At 50.6% G+C, this 16,224-nt stretch carries 16 protein-coding genes; 9 read left to right on the top strand and 7 right to left on the bottom strand.

The window, feature by feature from the left end; all coding sequences use genetic code 11:
- Window positions 1-721: 721 nt before the first annotated feature.
- The 6 genes from rpmH (at window position 722) to J1C60_RS18570 (ending at window position 5,712) form a co-directional block, all read left to right on the top strand.
- Complete coding sequence (gene rpmH, locus J1C60_RS18595) at window positions 722-862, top strand: 50S ribosomal protein L34 (protein ID WP_003849659.1); 141 nt, start codon at window positions 722-724, stop codon at window positions 860-862.
- Between the two features lie 15 nt (window positions 863-877).
- Window positions 878-1,237, top strand: a complete 360-nt coding sequence (gene rnpA, locus J1C60_RS18590; RefSeq protein WP_128175239.1) for a ribonuclease P protein component — start codon at window positions 878-880, stop codon at window positions 1,235-1,237.
- Window positions 1,201-1,458: a membrane protein insertion efficiency factor YidD gene (yidD, locus tag J1C60_RS18585; protein ID WP_128175241.1), complete on the top strand. Its 258-nt coding sequence runs from the start codon at window positions 1,201-1,203 to the stop codon at window positions 1,456-1,458. Before rnpA ends, yidD begins: the two co-directional genes overlap by 37 nt.
- A gap of 2 nt (window positions 1,459-1,460) precedes the next feature.
- Window positions 1,461-3,107, top strand: a complete 1,647-nt coding sequence (gene yidC, locus J1C60_RS18580) for a membrane protein insertase YidC (protein WP_128175243.1) — start codon at window positions 1,461-1,463, stop codon at window positions 3,105-3,107.
- Window positions 3,108-3,236: 129 nt separating this feature from the next.
- Window positions 3,237-4,601, top strand: coding sequence for a tRNA uridine-5-carboxymethylaminomethyl(34) synthesis GTPase MnmE (gene mnmE, locus J1C60_RS18575; RefSeq protein WP_128175245.1), 1,365 nt, complete (start codon window positions 3,237-3,239; stop codon window positions 4,599-4,601).
- A 373-nt stretch (window positions 4,602-4,974) separates the two neighbouring features.
- Window positions 4,975-5,712, top strand: coding sequence for a 4'-phosphopantetheinyl transferase family protein (locus J1C60_RS18570; protein WP_128175247.1), 738 nt, complete (start codon window positions 4,975-4,977; stop codon window positions 5,710-5,712).
- Between the two features lie 113 nt (window positions 5,713-5,825).
- On the opposite strand, the gene J1C60_RS18565 is transcribed toward J1C60_RS18570, so the two are convergent.
- Window positions 5,826-7,145 carry an NCS2 family permease gene (locus J1C60_RS18565; protein ID WP_128175249.1) on the bottom strand — a complete coding sequence of 440 codons (1,320 nt, stop codon included), beginning with the start codon at window positions 7,143-7,145 and terminating at the stop codon, window positions 5,826-5,828.
- A gap of 341 nt (window positions 7,146-7,486) precedes the next feature.
- On the opposite strand from J1C60_RS18565, the gene yieH reads away from it, so the two are divergent.
- On the top strand, window positions 7,487-8,149 hold the full coding sequence (gene yieH, locus J1C60_RS18560) for a 6-phosphogluconate phosphatase (protein ID WP_128175251.1): 663 nt from the start codon (window positions 7,487-7,489) through the stop codon (window positions 8,147-8,149).
- A gap of 118 nt (window positions 8,150-8,267) precedes the next feature.
- Here yieH and J1C60_RS18555 read toward each other — a convergent pair whose 3' ends face one another.
- Window positions 8,268-9,278 (bottom strand): zinc-dependent alcohol dehydrogenase family protein, encoded by a 1,011-nt coding sequence (locus tag J1C60_RS18555; RefSeq protein WP_128175253.1) that lies wholly within the window; start codon window positions 9,276-9,278, stop codon window positions 8,268-8,270.
- Between the two features lie 166 nt (window positions 9,279-9,444).
- On the opposite strand from J1C60_RS18555, the gene J1C60_RS18550 reads away from it, so the two are divergent.
- On the top strand, window positions 9,445-10,359 hold the full coding sequence (locus J1C60_RS18550; protein WP_182611424.1) for a LysR family transcriptional regulator: 915 nt from the start codon (window positions 9,445-9,447) through the stop codon (window positions 10,357-10,359).
- A gap of 114 nt (window positions 10,360-10,473) precedes the next feature.
- Here J1C60_RS18550 and J1C60_RS18545 read toward each other — a convergent pair whose 3' ends face one another.
- Entirely contained in the window at window positions 10,474-11,355 is an 882-nt protein-coding gene (locus J1C60_RS18545; RefSeq protein WP_128175255.1) for a LysR family transcriptional regulator, read from the bottom strand.
- 139 nt (window positions 11,356-11,494) lie between these two features.
- Between J1C60_RS18545 and J1C60_RS18540 the strand changes: the two genes are divergently transcribed.
- Entirely contained in the window at window positions 11,495-12,268 is a 774-nt protein-coding gene (locus tag J1C60_RS18540; RefSeq protein WP_128175256.1) for an SDR family NAD(P)-dependent oxidoreductase, read from the top strand.
- Window positions 12,269-12,507: 239 nt separating this feature from the next.
- Here J1C60_RS18540 and phoU read toward each other — a convergent pair whose 3' ends face one another.
- From phoU to pstC, 4 genes are all read right to left on the bottom strand, one after another.
- Window positions 12,508-13,242: a phosphate signaling complex protein PhoU gene (gene phoU / locus J1C60_RS18535; protein WP_128175258.1), complete on the bottom strand. Its 735-nt coding sequence runs from the start codon at window positions 13,240-13,242 to the stop codon at window positions 12,508-12,510.
- Window positions 13,243-13,511: 269 nt separating this feature from the next.
- Window positions 13,512-14,285, bottom strand: coding sequence for a phosphate ABC transporter ATP-binding protein PstB (gene pstB / locus J1C60_RS18530; RefSeq protein ID WP_128175260.1), 774 nt, complete (start codon window positions 14,283-14,285; stop codon window positions 13,512-13,514).
- 43 nt (window positions 14,286-14,328) lie between these two features.
- The gene (pstA, locus tag J1C60_RS18525; protein ID WP_128175262.1) at window positions 14,329-15,216 is read right to left on the bottom strand and encodes a phosphate ABC transporter permease PstA; all 888 of its coding nucleotides are present in this window, start codon (window positions 15,214-15,216) and stop codon (window positions 14,329-14,331) included.
- The gene (gene pstC / locus J1C60_RS18520) at window positions 15,213-16,175 is read right to left on the bottom strand and encodes a phosphate ABC transporter permease PstC (RefSeq protein ID WP_128175263.1); all 963 of its coding nucleotides are present in this window, start codon (window positions 16,173-16,175) and stop codon (window positions 15,213-15,215) included. The genes pstA and pstC overlap by 4 nt, the downstream gene beginning before the upstream one ends.
- Between the last annotated feature and the right edge of the window lie 49 nt (window positions 16,176-16,224).

Raw genomic sequence — 16,224 nt, 5'->3', positions numbered from 1 at the left:
GCGGACTCCACTCGAACAAAATCGATAAGAAAAAAGGCGCTGAAACGATAAATTAATCATTGTTGACGCATGCAGACGATACGCATACGAACCGCTATCTGCGGTTAATCCGATCGCGATCGCTCGGAGGATCGTTAGCGGAAGGGGCGGATCATAGCGCAAAGCGCGCCAGAGATCTTCACTTTCTACACAGTTTTGATCCATTTTATCCACAGGCATAAATCACGCCGATCAGTTTAGGTCAACCGCACCAAAAGATATTCAGTATTGTCGTGATTCATGCCTTTCTCCAGTCCAGCTCACACTATCCATTTCTGTATGCCGATATTTTTTTCTGGCCAGGCAACGCTGTTCGGCATTTTAATTTACAGAAGCTTATGCCGATCAACGATCGAGACTTGCCCTGCAAGCCAACAACCGTGGGGAAACTAAAAGATAAAAGGATAAACGATCGCCAGAAGATCCTCACGATCCTTGCGATTTATCGCAGAGGCCGTATAATTCTTGCCCCAGCGTGTTGCGCGTCCTGGCCGATTCGGCGGGTTTTGCGGGTCGACTCGGGACAATTAAGACGCAGCTTGAAGCGAAGTAAATTGACTCTGGACTGTACAATTATTACAATCCCGCCTCTTTATTAAAGACACATTGAGGCGTTGGTCGTTTTTACTGGCCCATAAACGCGTCACCAAGTGAAATTTTTCAAGTTTAGGTAGAAATCGCCATGAAACGCACTTTTCAACCGTCCGTACTGAAGCGTAACCGTTCACACGGTTTCCGTGCTCGTATGGCAACTAAAAATGGTCGTCAGGTTCTGGCACGTCGTCGTGCTAAAGGCCGTTCTCGTCTGACCGTTTCTAAGTAATAAAGCTAGCCCTTGGTGGTTACGCTCGCATTTCCCAGGGAGTTACGTTTGTTAACTCCCACTCATTTCACTTTCGTCTTCCAGCAGCCACAACGGGCTGGCATGCCGCAAATTACCATTCTCGGCCGCAATAATGGGCTGGGGCATCCCCGCATCGGTCTTACCGTCGCTAAAAAAAATGTTAAGCGTGCGCATGAGCGTAACCGGATCAAGCGATTGACCCGCGAAAGCTTTCGCCTGCGACAACATGAGCTCCCCGCAATGGATTTTGTGGTAGTGGCGAAGAAAGGGGTTGCCGATCTTGATAATCGTGCGCTAACGGAAGCGTTGGAGAAACTATGGCGTCGTCACTGTCGCCAGGCTCGCGGCTCCTGATTGCGCTGATTCGCGGCTATCAACGCGCGATCAGTCCGCTGTTGGGACCGCACTGTCGTTTTCATCCTACCTGTTCTCAATACGGTATTGAGGCATTGCGCAGGTTTGGAGTGTTAAAAGGCAGTTGGTTGACGATGAAACGCGTATTAAAATGCCATCCTTTGAACCCGGGTGGCGACGATCCGGTCCCGCCAAAAACCGACGATAACAGAGAACATTAACGATGGATTCGCAACGCAATCTTTTTCTCATCGCTTTTCTGTTCGTGTCTTTCATGATCTGGCAAGCCTGGCAAACGGACCACGCTCCGCAGCCTCAGCAAACCCAGACCACGCAGAACACGACCAGCGCAGCCGGTGATGCAGCCAACCAGGGCGTACCAGCAAGCGGACAGGGTAAAACGATCACCGTTAAGACCGATGTCCTGTCTTTGCAACTTAACACCCGCGGTGGTGACATTGAGCAGGCACTGCTGCTGGCTTACCCGGATAAACTGGGCTCCTCTCAGCCTTTGCAACTGCTGGAAACCTCACCTGCATTTATCTACCAGGCTCAAAGCGGCCTGACCGGCCGTAACGGCCCGGATAATCCAGCAAACGGTGCTCGCCCGCTGTATACCACGACCCAGGATCATTTTGAACTGGCTGATGGGCAGAGCGAGTTGCGTATCCCGCTGACTTTTACGGCAGAAAACGGCGCTATGTACACCAAAACCTTCGTACTGAAGCGTGGTGAATATGCGATTAATGTCGACTATCAAGTCAATAATACGACCCAGCAGCCGCTGGAAGTCGCGATGTTTGGTCAGTTGAAACAGTCTATCGACTTACCAAAAAGCCGTGATACCGGCAGCAATAACTTTGCTTTACATACTTTCCGCGGTGCGGCTTACTCCACCAGTGATGAAAAGTATGAAAAATACAAATTCGATACTATCGCTGATAATGAAAACCTGAGTACTTCCACAGCGAACGGCTGGGTGGCCATGCTGCAGCAATATTTTGCTACTGCCTGGGTGCCGCGTACGACAGGTAATAACACGCTTTATACCAGCAATCTTGGCAATGGCATCGCGGCGGTAGGATATAAATCTACACCCGTGACTATCGCAGCAGGTTCCCAGCAGAATCTGGCGGCAACACTGTGGGTAGGACCTGAAATTCAGGACAAAATGGCGGCAGTGGCGCCACATCTTGACCTGACCGTGGATTACGGCTGGCTGTGGTTTATTTCACAACCTCTGTTTAAGTTGCTGAAATTCCTCCACAGCTTTATCGGTAACTGGGGTTTCTCGATTATTGTTATCACCTTTATCGTGCGCGGCATTATGTACCCGCTGACCAAAGCGCAGTACACCTCAATGGCGAAAATGCGCATGCTGCAGCCTAAAATTCAGGCGATGCGTGAGCGCTTAGGTGATGATAAGCAACGCGTTAGTCAGGAAATGATGGCGTTGTATAAATCTGAAAAGGTTAACCCGCTGGGCGGCTGTCTGCCGCTGGTGATTCAGATGCCTATCTTCCTGGCACTGTATTACATGCTGATGGGCTCAATTGAGCTTCGCCATGCGCCATTCGCGTTGTGGATCCACGATTTGTCGGCACAGGACCCGTTCTATATCCTGCCGATTCTGATGGGTGTGACGATGTTCTTCATTCAGAAGATGTCGCCAACCACCGTGACCGACCCGATGCAGCAGAAGATCATGACTTTCATGCCGGTCATTTTTACCGTGTTCTTCTTGTGGTTCCCGTCCGGTCTGGTGCTGTACTACATCGTCAGTAACCTGGTGACCATTATCCAGCAGCAGCTGATTTACCGCGGCCTGGAAAAACGCGGCCTGCACAGCCGCGACAAGAAAAAAGCGTAACGGGTAAATTTATTATTACCAACCCGAGTGGGATGAGTAATCAACCCACCTGAAGCTTGAATGATGAAAGGTGTATGATAAGGCGGTCATTGACCGCCTTATTTTTTTATTAGCCAATGAGAGAACACCATGAGCCATAGCGATACTATCGTCGCCCAGGCCACTCCGCCAGGACGCGGCGGCGTCGGCATTCTGCGCATTTCAGGTGCCAAAGCAGCTGAAGTGGCACAGCATCTGCTCGGTAAACTGCCAAAGCCGCGTTATGCTGATTATCTGCCTTTTCTTGATGCCGATGGCAGCGCACTCGATCAGGGGATCGCCCTGTGGTTTCCTGGGCCGCATTCATTCACCGGCGAAGATGTCCTTGAGTTGCAGGGCCACGGTGGCCCGGTAATTCTCGATCTGTTGCTTAAGCGCATCGTGGCGTTGCCGGGACTACGTATTGCCCAGCCCGGTGAGTTCTCCGAACGTGCTTTTCTGAATGATAAGCTCGATTTAGCGCAAGCCGAAGCCATCGCGGACCTGATTGATGCCAGCTCAGAACAGGCCGCTCGTTCCGCACTGAATTCATTACAAGGCGCTTTTTCCACCCGTATAAATCATTTAGTGGAAGCGCTTACTCACCTGCGAATCTACGTGGAAGCAGCAATTGATTTTCCTGATGAAGAAATTGATTTCCTGTCAGACGGTAAAATTGAAGCCCAGCTCAATACGGTAATTACCGATCTCGATGCCGTACGCGCTGAAGCACGTCAGGGAAGTCTGCTACGCGAAGGAATGAAGGTGGTGATTGCGGGACGTCCCAACGCCGGAAAATCCAGTTTGCTGAACGCGCTGGCGGGACGTGAAGCCGCTATCGTGACTGATATTGCCGGAACAACCCGTGATGTCCTGCGTGAGCATATTCATATCGACGGTATGCCTTTGCATATCATCGATACCGCGGGGTTACGCGAAGCCGGTGATGAAGTAGAACGCATCGGTATTGAGCGGGCATGGAATGAAATCAAGCAAGCTGACCGTGTGTTATTTATGGTCGATGGCACGACTACGGATGCGACTGAACCTGCACAGATCTGGCCAGACTTTATCGCCCGCTTGCCAGATAACCTACCAATAACTGTCGTGCGAAACAAAGCGGATATCACTGGTGAAACGCAGGGATTAACAGAAGTAAATGGTCACTCTCTTATCCGCCTCTCCGCCAGAACCGGTGATGGCATTGAGGTGCTCCGCGACCACCTGAAGCAAAGCATGGGATTTTCTGGCAACATGGAAGGCGGTTTCCTGGCACGTCGACGCCACCTGCAGGCTCTGGAGTTAGCGTCTGCTCACTTACAGCAGGGGAAACAACAGTTACTGGGTGCATGGGCGGGTGAATTACTGGCTGAAGAGCTACGGTTAGCGCAACAGAATTTAAGCGAAATAACCGGTGAATTTACCTCGGATGATCTCCTTGGCCGTATTTTCTCCAGTTTCTGTATTGGAAAGTAAGCAGCGAGCACTCAGATAACGGAAAGCTCATTGGCCTGGTTGTTGCCGACACACCAGACATGCACAGTGCGACGGAACCGCGGCGTACTGAGGATACGTAAAGGCTCCGAGCAAGATCCGGAGCCAATCCGACCTCAAAATTGCCTGCCAGGTCGGACTTAAGCGGGTAGAGCACATCGGCAATATCATTGCGGTGCGATATCTTTCCACGGATACTGCCTGAATGACGCGTATGCTGCCAGGCCGACCAATTCATCTTCTTCCTCACTTTAATCTGAATTTTATGCCCCTGATGCGAAAGCCGGGTGCAATCCCCTCGGAAAATTCTTACAATAACCCTGATGATTATCCGACCATTTTCACGGAGCGACAGATGGCAAGTCATTTTGTACGCTGGACTTTCGTCCAGAGCAAACCAAATGTTCACCGATTACCCCAGCAACTCGTTGAAAATTCACTGAGTTTTGAATCAAGGCGCCGAGGACGATTTCTGGCATCCCGTATGCTGCTAGCGGAGCTAATGCTGCGTGTTTACGGTATCCAGCGACTGCCCGAAATAATTACCCTGAGTAACGGGCGTCCTGCCTTTGCCGATCCCGACCTGCCCGATTTTAGTATTGCCTATGCTGGCGGTCAGATTGGCGTTCTGTTGGCGGAAGAAGGTGCCCGTGGCGGACTGGATATGGAAATAGTCCGCGCGCACAGCCGCCAAACGTTAAACAACTATATGCAGGTTCTCTCTTCTGCAGAAAAAGCCTGGGTTAATGCACAGCAGGATTGTATTGAGGCCATAACCCAGCTTTGGACGCTACGTCATAGCGTGATGAAACTGACTGGCGAAATCGATCCGGGTGATGCTGTTCGTCTACATCCAGCCTCTGGTCGCCTGCGTTCTTCGACTATGCCTGATATTCAGGCCATCTGCGATGTTGAACCGTTATTGATTTGGTCCTGCGCACTCTCACCAGCCAGTGACCGCTTACACCTATGGGAATTTGACGATCGCTATAACTGGCATTCGCTGGGTGATATCGAAATTAATAAGCCGAGAATGGGGCCACGTGCATTACGGCTGACCAGTATGCCTTCCGAGAGATTGCTACAACATTAATACACCCCGACAGCCACAGTTTACCCTTTACCCACCACGCCAAACATTTTCAAAAGGGCCGACTCAACGGCCCTTCCAGCCCGCTCATTTAACTTACAGAAAGCTGATCAGTGTCATACCTGGTGCGCGTCAATAAAGACAATTTTCACGATAAACAGTAAAGCAACAATCGCGACACAGGGACTTATCTCACGCCATCGCCCCGTACCCAACTTCATCACACCGTAAGCAATGAAACCAAACGTAATGCCTTCAGTAATTGAAAAACTAAAAGGCATCATGATTGCCGTAACAAAAGCGGGAACGGCTTCGGTAAGATCTTCCCATTTTATCCGCGCAAGGCTGGAGGTCATCAACACACCGACATAAATAAGCGCGCCTGCTGCGGCATAAGCGGGTACCATTGCGGCCAGCGGCGACAGGAAAATAACCAACAGAAACAGAATGCCGGTTACCACCGCCATCAGCCCGGTACGCCCTCCCACCGCAACACCTGAAGAGCTTTCGACATAAGCCGTCACGGAAGAGGTTCCGATAAATGAGCCCGCCACCGAACTCAGGCTATCGACATAAAGCGCCTGCTTCATTCGCGGAAATTTTCCCTGTTCGTCAGCCAACCCGGCTTTGTCTGTTACCCCAATTAGCGTACCCGACGAATCAAACAGGTTGACCAGCATGAAAGAAAAGATGATACCAGCCATGCTGATGTTCAGTGACCCAGCCAGATCTATCTGCCGAATCACGGCACTGACCGCCGGCGGAGCGGAGAATATCCCGGTAAATTTTACATCGCCAAGCGCCATACCGATTAACGTCGTCACAACGATGGAAACCAGCACCGCAACATGCACATTACGCGATGCAAGAATTGCGATAATAAAAAAGCCTAACGCGCCCAGCAGCACGCTGTGCGACGTAAAATCCCCTATAGCAACCAGCGTATCTTTGTTTGAAACGACGATGCCGGCATTTTTCAGGCCGATCATCGCAATCAGTAGACCAATGCCACTGCTGATGCCCACACGCAGGCTCAGCGGAATATTGGCAATGATCCAGTAGCGGACGCGAAATACGGTCAACAGCAGCAGGCCCATAGCGCCCCAGAAAATCGCCCCCATCCCCATCTGCCATGAGATACCCATTGCCCCGACCACAACAAAGGCAAAAAAGGCGTTCAGGCCCATTGCCGGAGCCAGTGCAACCGGCAAGTTAGCAACCAGCCCCATCAAAATACTGCCGAATGCCGCAATCAGGCAGGTGGTGACAAAAACGGTCTGGGTATCCATTCCCGCTACACCCAGGATCTGCGGGTTAACAAAGACGATATAAACCATCGTAAGAAAGGTGGTAAAGCCAGCAATCACTTCGGTACGAACGGTAGTACGGTGCTCTTGCAGTTTAAACAGACGCTGCAGTAAACCTTGTTTGTTCATAAGTCACTTCCGAACCAGGAAATATGTCGGCGGCTATCCTATAACAAAATGTCGCGTTTTAATGCGTATCGCCATTTTTTTAGCAACCGATTGCGGAAAGTTTGGCAAAAAACGAGTGCCACGACTCTGTTAGTGGGGTCTGAAGCCCACCTGTACGAAAACGCGCGCTAGGTACATTTTTTAAACCATCGTATGTTCTGTCTTAGCGCCAATAGTCCGTCACAGGAGCCATTCATCCGCTTCTTAATCGGTACGTAAACGCCTCTGCGTCACCACCTTCCTGCAGCTCGAATTATTTAGGGTATAGTGACAATCACCTCAAATAATTCAGGACGAGCATAATGAGCATTGAATGCGTATTTTTTGATTGCGATGGCACGCTGGTAGATAGCGAACGCATTTGCACCCAATCTTATGTCAACACCTTCGCCAGGTACGGTATTTCACTGTCGCTTCAGCAGATGTTTGAGAAATATAAAGGGGTGAAACTGTATGATATTGTTGCCGATGTCGTGAAACAGCATCCTGTTGCTGTCTCCTTCGACGAACTGGAGCGTCAATATCGTGCAGAAGTGGAACGCCTGTTTGATGCCGGGCTCACCGCGATCCCCGGTGCTAAATCGCTGCTGGCGCGTGTCAAGGTCCCCATGTGTGTCGTGTCAAACGGCACAGTGAAAAAGATGCAGCATTCGCTGGGACTTACCGGCATGCTCTCCTTTTTTGATGACCGGTTGTTTAGCGGTTACGATATTGAGTGCTGGAAACCCGATCCTGGTTTGCTCTATCACGCTGCTGAAAAAATGGGGGTGTCTACTGCACAGTGTATTCTGGTAGATGATTCAGAAGCGGGCGTGAAAGCCGGTATCGCGGCCGGTATCCCGGTATTTTATTACTGTGCTGACGCACACAATAAAGCCATTGAGCACCCGCTGGTTACTCGCTTTACCGATATGGACCAACTACCGCAGTTGTGGAAGGAAAAAGGCTGGCACATCGCAGTATAACCGGAAATGATAAAGCGCTCTTCCTGCGTTGAAAGAGCGCTTTACACGAAGTCTAAGTATTATCACTTTTCCGGCCATACCATTCAGATGACCGGATAGCCAATCAGACTTATGACTCTCAGGAAACCTTAATGACCACTTTGCCGAACGCACCACGTGACAGGTGTTGGTAAGCCTGGTGAGCCTCGTCAAATGAATAAACATGATCAATCACTGGCTTAATCGTATGCTGGTTTAAAAACTCATTCATCCGATCGAAGCTGGAACGCGGAGCCACCGCAATTCCGCGAATGGTTGTCTGACGGAAAATCAGAGGCATCAGATTAAGTGTAGTCGTCTGCCCGTTCAGGAAGCCAATTTGTGCAATGCGGCCTGATGCTTTGGTCGCTGCGATGGACTGGTTGAGTCCTTCACCGCCAGCTACGTCAAGCAGGAGATCAACACCCTTACCATCGGTAAGCTTCAGCACTTCTTCTTCCCAGCGTGGGAAGGTCCGATAGTTCACACCAGCAACAGCGCCAAGTTTCTTAACCGCTTCCAGATTTTCATCTTTACTGGAGGTAACAATCACCTTGGCGCCAAGAGCTGTCGCAAGCTGTACAGCGAAGATTGATACGCCACCGGTACCTTGCACCAGTACGGTTTGCCCAGCTTTAACTTCACCGAAGTCCACCAGCGAATACCATGCAGTTAATGCAGCGATAGGCAACGTTGAAGCTTCTTCATCAGAGAGGTTGTCAGGCACACGAACGGCGCTCTCCTCATGGATGATCATATATTCAGCAAGGCCACCCGGTAGCGGGGAGCCGAAGCAGTAGTTAGGTTCGTCTGGCCCTGGCTCACCATCAATCCAGCGTGAATAAAGGTGCGAGTTAACCCGATCGCCAACCTTGAATCGATTTACACCCTCACCAACGGCGACAACGGTACCAGCAGCATCACTCACTGGAATAAGGGGTTTTGGCACCATATGCGGTTCATAGAAGCCATCAACGATAGCTTTGTCACGGAAGTTCAGCGATACCGCGCCGATCTTCACCAGCAACTCGCCGGCTTTAGGTGTGGGAGTTGCGGTATCGCCAAGAACCAGATTATCAAGGCCGAAATTTTCCAAAAGCCATGCTTTCATTGTTTATCTCCAGATGAATGAGCAACCTACTGATGGATCATATTGTTAAGCAATGTTGCGATTCGATAAATGCGTAGACTGGCACAAGATTGTTATAATTGAATGCAACAATTCTATTTTTCAGTCCTTGTGCGAAAACAATGCTGCATAAGGGCGTAAGGACGCTATGGACCTGCTCCAGACAATTCAGGTATTCGCCAAACTGGCAGAGCTGGGAAGTTTCACTAAAACAGCCGATGCTATGCAGACAGGGCGCCCGCAGGTTACTCGAACAATCCAGGATCTTGAGACATCGCTCGGCGTGCGGCTTTTCCAACGTACTACCCGTAAGGTAAGGCTCACTTCCGAAGGGGAACAGTTCTACGAGCGAGCGAAAGAGATTCTCGGCAAAGTGGCTGAAGCCACTTCTCTGTTTGGGCATACCGGAAACGTTATGCATGGACGACTACGTGTCGATATTCCTACTGCATTCGCACAACCCAGGCTTATCAAAAGTCTTCATAATTTTACCGTTCTCTATCCGGATATCGAGTTGGTATTAGGGGTTACGGACCGTACTGTCGATCTGGTCGCAGAAGGCGTAGATTGCGTATTACGTATTGGTGAGCTACCCAGTTCAAGCCTGGTTGCTCGTCACATCGGTCAAATCATTATGGTCACCTGTGCGTCTCCAGCCTATCTGCAAAACCACGGTGAACCACAAACGCCGGACGAACTGCATACACACAAAGGCATCACTTTTATTTCAGGCCAGAACAACCGTGCCCGCCCCTGGCAATTTTTCGATGGGGGTAATGACCAAACGTATATCAGTCGTCATGGAATCAGCGTTAACGAATCTAACGCTTATGTCGAATGTGGCATCGCTGGGTTCGGTATCTTGCAGGCGCCAGGAATTATCCTTGACCGCCACCTTGCTGCCGGATCGTTAGTTGAAGTACTGCGCGAGTACCGCCCACGTCCGCGCCCCGTATCCGTGTTGTACCCAAGCAGGTCTCATCTGGCACCTCAGGTTCATGTCTTTGTCGAGTGGGTGCGTGAGCAATTTCCCATACTCTACGGTTGCTGGCTGGAGAGTTAACGTCGGAGGTTGCAGTGTTTTCGCCTCGGTGCTGTCCGATCAACAACAGTAACACCGAGGCAGACAATCACCCGCATCGGGGCGACAGTTTCTTCCCCGATACCTGCGACGACCTCACGCCTTCATTGCCTCAACCAGTGCCCGCAATCCTGCCGATTGGTGCTTGCGGCTTGGAAAATAAAGAAACAGGCTTTCATCAATGGTACACCAATCTTCAAGACAGCGTTGCAGCTGGCCTGCGCGAAGATAAGGGGCTGCACGATCCTCCCAGATATATGCCAGTCCCAACCCGCGTGTCGCAGCGTCTGCCATTAACTCCTGGCTATCGACGGTCAAAGGACCAACGACCTCAACTTTCACCATTTCTCCGTCCCTTGCGAACTCCCAGTTCAAAATTTTCCCGCTGGGAAAGGCGTAACGGATACATGTGTGATTATGTAGATCATGCGGTGTTACGGGAATGCCGTGCTTCTCAAAATATGTTGGTGAGCCAACAACAGCAAAGCGAAATCGCGGTTTGATACGAACCGCGATCATATCCTGTGATAAGCGTTCACCAAAGCGGATCCCGGCATCAAAACCTTCCTGCACAATATCGACCAGCGAGTCAGTCGCGACAATTTCCAGCTTTAGTCCAGCATTGTTTGCCAGCAATTCCATCGCCTCGCCCAGGACATATGGTGCAATAGAGTTCGGAACATTTATTCTGATAGTGCCGAAAGGCGTGGCACGGAAGGAGTTCAATCCATCCAGAGCGGTTCGCATGCCGGTTAGCGCGGGCTGTAATCGTGTAAATAATGCTTCCCCGGCCTCTGTCAGGGATACACTACGCGTGGTACGATGGAAAAGCCGTACACCTACGCGTGCTTCAAGACTGCGTATAGAATGACTTACCGCCGAAGCAGATGTGCCTCGTTCTGTGGCTGCTTGACGGAAGCTAAGATGCTTCGCTACCAAGGCAAATACAGTGAGTTCGACGAGTTCGGCGATCTCCATTGATGAACCTCATTCATTATAGTAAGAAATATTAGCTACTTTATCATATCAATCTAATGCCCTAGTATGATATCCAGCGAATGAGTGGGAAACTTTCTCTCTTGTTCAATGGCCTAACATTTTGAATCTGGAGAAATACATGAACACCAAAGTCTCACCTCAAACCCTTTCAGGAAAAGTCGCTCTGGTTACTGGTGCAAGCTCAGGTATCGGCCGTGCTGCAGCCATCGAACTGGCTCGCCGTGGCGCTAAAGTTGTTGCCAGTGCACGTCGTCGTTCTGAGATTGAGTCACTTGTCGCTGAGATCAAAAGTGAAGGCTTCGAAGCAACAGCAGCTGTTGCTGACATCAACGTTGAACAAGACGTGATCGATCTGGTCGCAAAAACTATTTCAACTTATGGCCGTATTGATGTCGCTTTCAACAACGCGGGTACCGAAGGTGAGTTCACTCCTTTCGTTGACCAGTCAAACGAAGTTTATGACACCATTTTCAACGCTAACGTTCGCGGTGTGTTCTGGTCAATGAAACACCAGGCAAAAGCTATGCTGGCGCAAGGTAGCGGCACCATCATCAACAACGCCTCAATGGGTGGTGTGATCGGTTTCGCTAACGCGGGTCTCTATATCGCAAGTAAGCACGCAGTTCTGGGTCTGACCAAGACCGCATCAATCGAACTGTTCAAGCAAGGTGTTCGCGTTAACGCTGTTAACCCAGGCATCATTGATACCCCATTCCAGGATCGTATCTGGCCAAGCACCCAGGCGAAAGATGACTTCGCAGCATCTACCGTTCCTGGCCGCGCAGGTACACCAGAAGAAGTTGCAAACGTTGTCGCATTCCTGGCTTCAGATGACGCATCGTTTGTATCAGGCCACGGCCTGCTGGTTGACGCCGGTTATTCAATCGCTTAATTAAGCGCAGGCTAAGATCTAACAAAGCCTGCCCCCGTCGTAAGACGAGGGCAGGCTTTTTGCATTCTGTACCATTGCGTCGGGGATAACGTAAATACGTTGTCTTACGGAGTCATCAATACAGAAAGACATTCGGGCTGGGTCAATGCTGAATGAAACACGGAGAATGGAGAAGTAGAAGAGTGTTGAATCTTACGGTCTGTGAGGGTCATCGGGAACCCGTCCCGATGACCCTTCAATTATGCAGGATCGCTGCCGCCATTCTCGCCGGCTAACAATTTATCTAATTGATCGCCCCCGACATGACGAAAATCCTGGCCTTTAACGAAATAGAAAATAATTTCACAGATATTCTGGCAGCGATCGCCAATGCGCTCGATGGCACGGGCACAGAACAGCGCGGTTAATACGCTGGGAATAGTACGCGGGTCTTCCATCATATAAGTCATAAGCTGGCGTACAATACCTTCGTACTCCTGATCGACTTTTTTATCTTCGCGGTAAATCTGCACCGCCGCATTCAGATCCATACGCGCAAACGCATCCAATACGTCGTGCAGCATCTGCACAGTATGATGGCCCAACGACTCAAGGCTCACCAACAGCGGCATATGTTGCTGACCAAATTTTTCCAGCGCAGTGCGGCTGATTTTCTCTGCCACGTCACCAATACGCTCCAGCTCAGAGATGGTTTTAATGATGGCCATCACCAACCGCAGATCGCTGGCGGTTGGTTGACGTTTGGCGATGATACGCACGCAGGCTTCATCAATATCCACTTCCATCATATTGACCTTCTGGTCACTATCAATCACCTGCTTCGCCAGTTGAGCATCCTGGTTGTGCATAGCGGTGATCGCATCGGTCAGTTGTTGCTCCACCATACCGCCCATGATCATGACTTGGGTACGGATATGTTCCAGCTCGGCGTTAAACTGGCCGGAGATATGTTTATTCAGATTTAGGTTGTCCATGTTTTCTCCAGTCCTGTTACAGAGAACAGGCGTTATGAACGCCGACAGTTTAGGTGCATTCCGTCACAAAAACCGAAGCGTACGGCTGACAGTTGCGGATTACGACCCGATTTAATCTCAAAGCGATACCAGCCTGATACCCCATAACTCGAACCGCAGGCGCGCAACCAGTCCGTCACTCCACGAGCGGGCTTCAGTAAGTCGCAGAGGTGGGCAGAAGACGTAGCCAACCCACCTGCAGCTTGAAGTATGGCGGGTACAGCCGGATATCAGCCATAGCGTCCGGTAATATAATCTTCAGTCTGCTTCTGATGCGGCTTAGTAAATAGCGTATCGGTATCACTGAATTCGATCAGTTCACCCAGATACATAAACGCGGTGTGATCGGAACAGCGCGCAGCCTGTTGCATGTTGTGGGTGACGATCACCACGGTATAATCTTGTTTCAGTTCGGTAATAAGCTCTTCGATACGTCCGGTTGAAATAGGATCAAGCGCCGAACAGGGCTCATCCAGCAGCAGGACTTCAGGGCGAATAGCAATACCGCGGGCAATGCAAAGACGCTGTTGCTGGCCACCGGAAAGACTGTAACCGCTCTGATGCAGTTTATCTTTGGTTTCATTCCACAGCGCAGCTTTAGTGAGAGCCCACTGTACACGCTCATCCATATCGGCTCGCGATAGCTTCTCGAACAGACGCACGCCAAAGGCAATATTGTCATAAATGGACATCGGGAACGGCGTTGGCTTCTGGAACACCATACCAACGCGCGCGCGCAATAGTGCGATATCCTGATTGGCCGTCAATATATTTTCGCCATCCAGTAAAATCTCACCTTCAGCACGCTGTTCCGGATAAAGCGCGAACATTTTGTTAAAGGTACGCAGCAGGGTGGATTTACCGCAGCCTGAAGGACCAATAAACGCTGTGACCTGGTTCTTCGCAATATCCAGGTTGATATTTTTCAGGGCATGGAATTTCCCGTAGTAAAAGTTCAAATCACGAACCTGCATTTTTCCGGGACTTTGGTTAACCATACTCATTCTCTTCTCTCGTGTTCAGCGCCGCCATGGCAGCGCGCAGGAATTAATGTTTGCCTTTGGCAAAAACCAAACGGGCCAGAATGTTCAGCAACAGGACGCACAGCGTAATAATCAGCACGCCAGCCCATGCCAGACTCTGCCACTCAGCAAAGGGGCTCATGGCGAATTTAAAAATGGTGACCGGCAGGTTAGCCACTGGCTGCATCATGTCGGTACTCCAGAACTGGTTCGACAGTGAGGTGAACAGCAACGGTGCAGTTTCCCCCGCAATGCGCGCTACGGCCAACAGCACACCGGTAATAATGCCGGAAACAGAGGCTTTGAGGGTAATGGCGGCAATCATCTTCCACTTCGGTGTACCCAACGCATAGGCGGCTTCGCGCAGACTATCCGGCACCAGTTTCATCATATTTTCAGTGGTACGAATGACGATGGGTATCTGTAACAGCGCCAGCGCAATGACACCGGCCCAACCGGAGAAGTGCTGCATTTGTGCCACAACCAGCGTATAGACGAACAGGCCAACAACAATCGACGGCGCGGAAAGCAAGATATCGTTAATGAAGCGAATCACTTCCGCCAGCAAGGATTTACGGCCATATTCCGCCAAATATATCCCCGCCATAATCCCCAAGGGAGTACCAAAGAAGGTCGCCCACAGGATCATCAAACCGCTGCCTGCTAATGCGTTTGCTAACCCGCCTCCCGCCGTATTGGGCGGTGGTGTCATTTCAGTGAACAGCGACAGTGTCATACCGTCAATGCCTTTAGTCACCGTTGAGAACAGGATCCACACCAGCCAGAACAGGCCAAATGCCATCGTCAGCAGCGACAGCGTTAACGCTACGCGATTTTTCATGCGACGCCACGCCTGCATCTTACGACGTGAAGCATCCAGTTCAGCGCGAGACTGCATTTCAATGGTGGTCATGAGCGTGCCCCTTCACTTTTCGCCAACCGCATCACCATCAGCTTGGAGCAGGCCAGCACGATAAAGGTAATCACAAACAGAATCAGGCCCAACTCCATTAATGCTGACGTATGCAAGCCTGAAGCTGCTTCCGCAAACTCATTAGCCAGCGCTGAAGTAATACTGTTGCCCGGCATAAACAATGAAGCGCTGTCGAGCTGGTAGGTGTTACCGATGATAAAGGTCACCGCCATGGTTTCACCCAGCGCACGACCAAGGCCAAGCATAACACCGCCGATAACGCCGTTTTTGGTGAAGGGCAGCACGATACGCCACATCACTTCCCAGGTTGTGCAGCCAATGCCGTAGGCAGACTCTTTCATCATCACGGGCGTCTGTTCAAACACGTCACGCATCACCGAGGCGATATAAGGAATGATCATGATGGCCAGAATCACGCCCGCTGCGAGGATACCGATGCCGAAGGCTGGCCCCTGAAACAGCACGCCAATAAAAGGAATGCCTGACAGCACATTACCCACAGGCGTTTGAAAATACTCAGCAAATAAGGGCGCGAAGATAAACAGACCCCACATGCCATAAACGATACTGGGAATCGCAGCCAGTAATTCTATCGCGACACCAAGAGGACGTCGCAGCCAGCCAGGCGCCAGCTCAGTCAGGAATAGCGCGATACCAAAACTCACGGGGACGGCAATCGCTAAAGCAATCAGCGAGGTCACCAGCGTGCCATAAATCGGTACCAGCGCGCCAAACTGCTCATTCGGCGCATCCCACTCTTTGGTCCAGAGAAAGGCGAAACCGAATTTTTCCATGCTTGGCAAAGAAGCGATGATCAGTGAGACGATAATCCCACCCAGCAGAAATAACACTATCAGCGCAGCCAGTTTTACCAGCACGCCGAAGATAATGTCGCCCTGTTTACCAGGGGCTTGGAAAGTCGGCTTGGATGCAGCCATAAAATTCTCTACGTTGAATTTGTAAGGACGACAGGTTTATCGCCCGAAT

The sequence above is a fragment of the [Pantoea] beijingensis genome, from assembly GCF_022647505.1.
In the GTDB taxonomy this organism is placed as follows: domain Bacteria; phylum Pseudomonadota; class Gammaproteobacteria; order Enterobacterales; family Enterobacteriaceae; genus Erwinia; species Erwinia beijingensis.
This window is presented reverse-complemented; position numbering and strand designations above follow the sequence as displayed.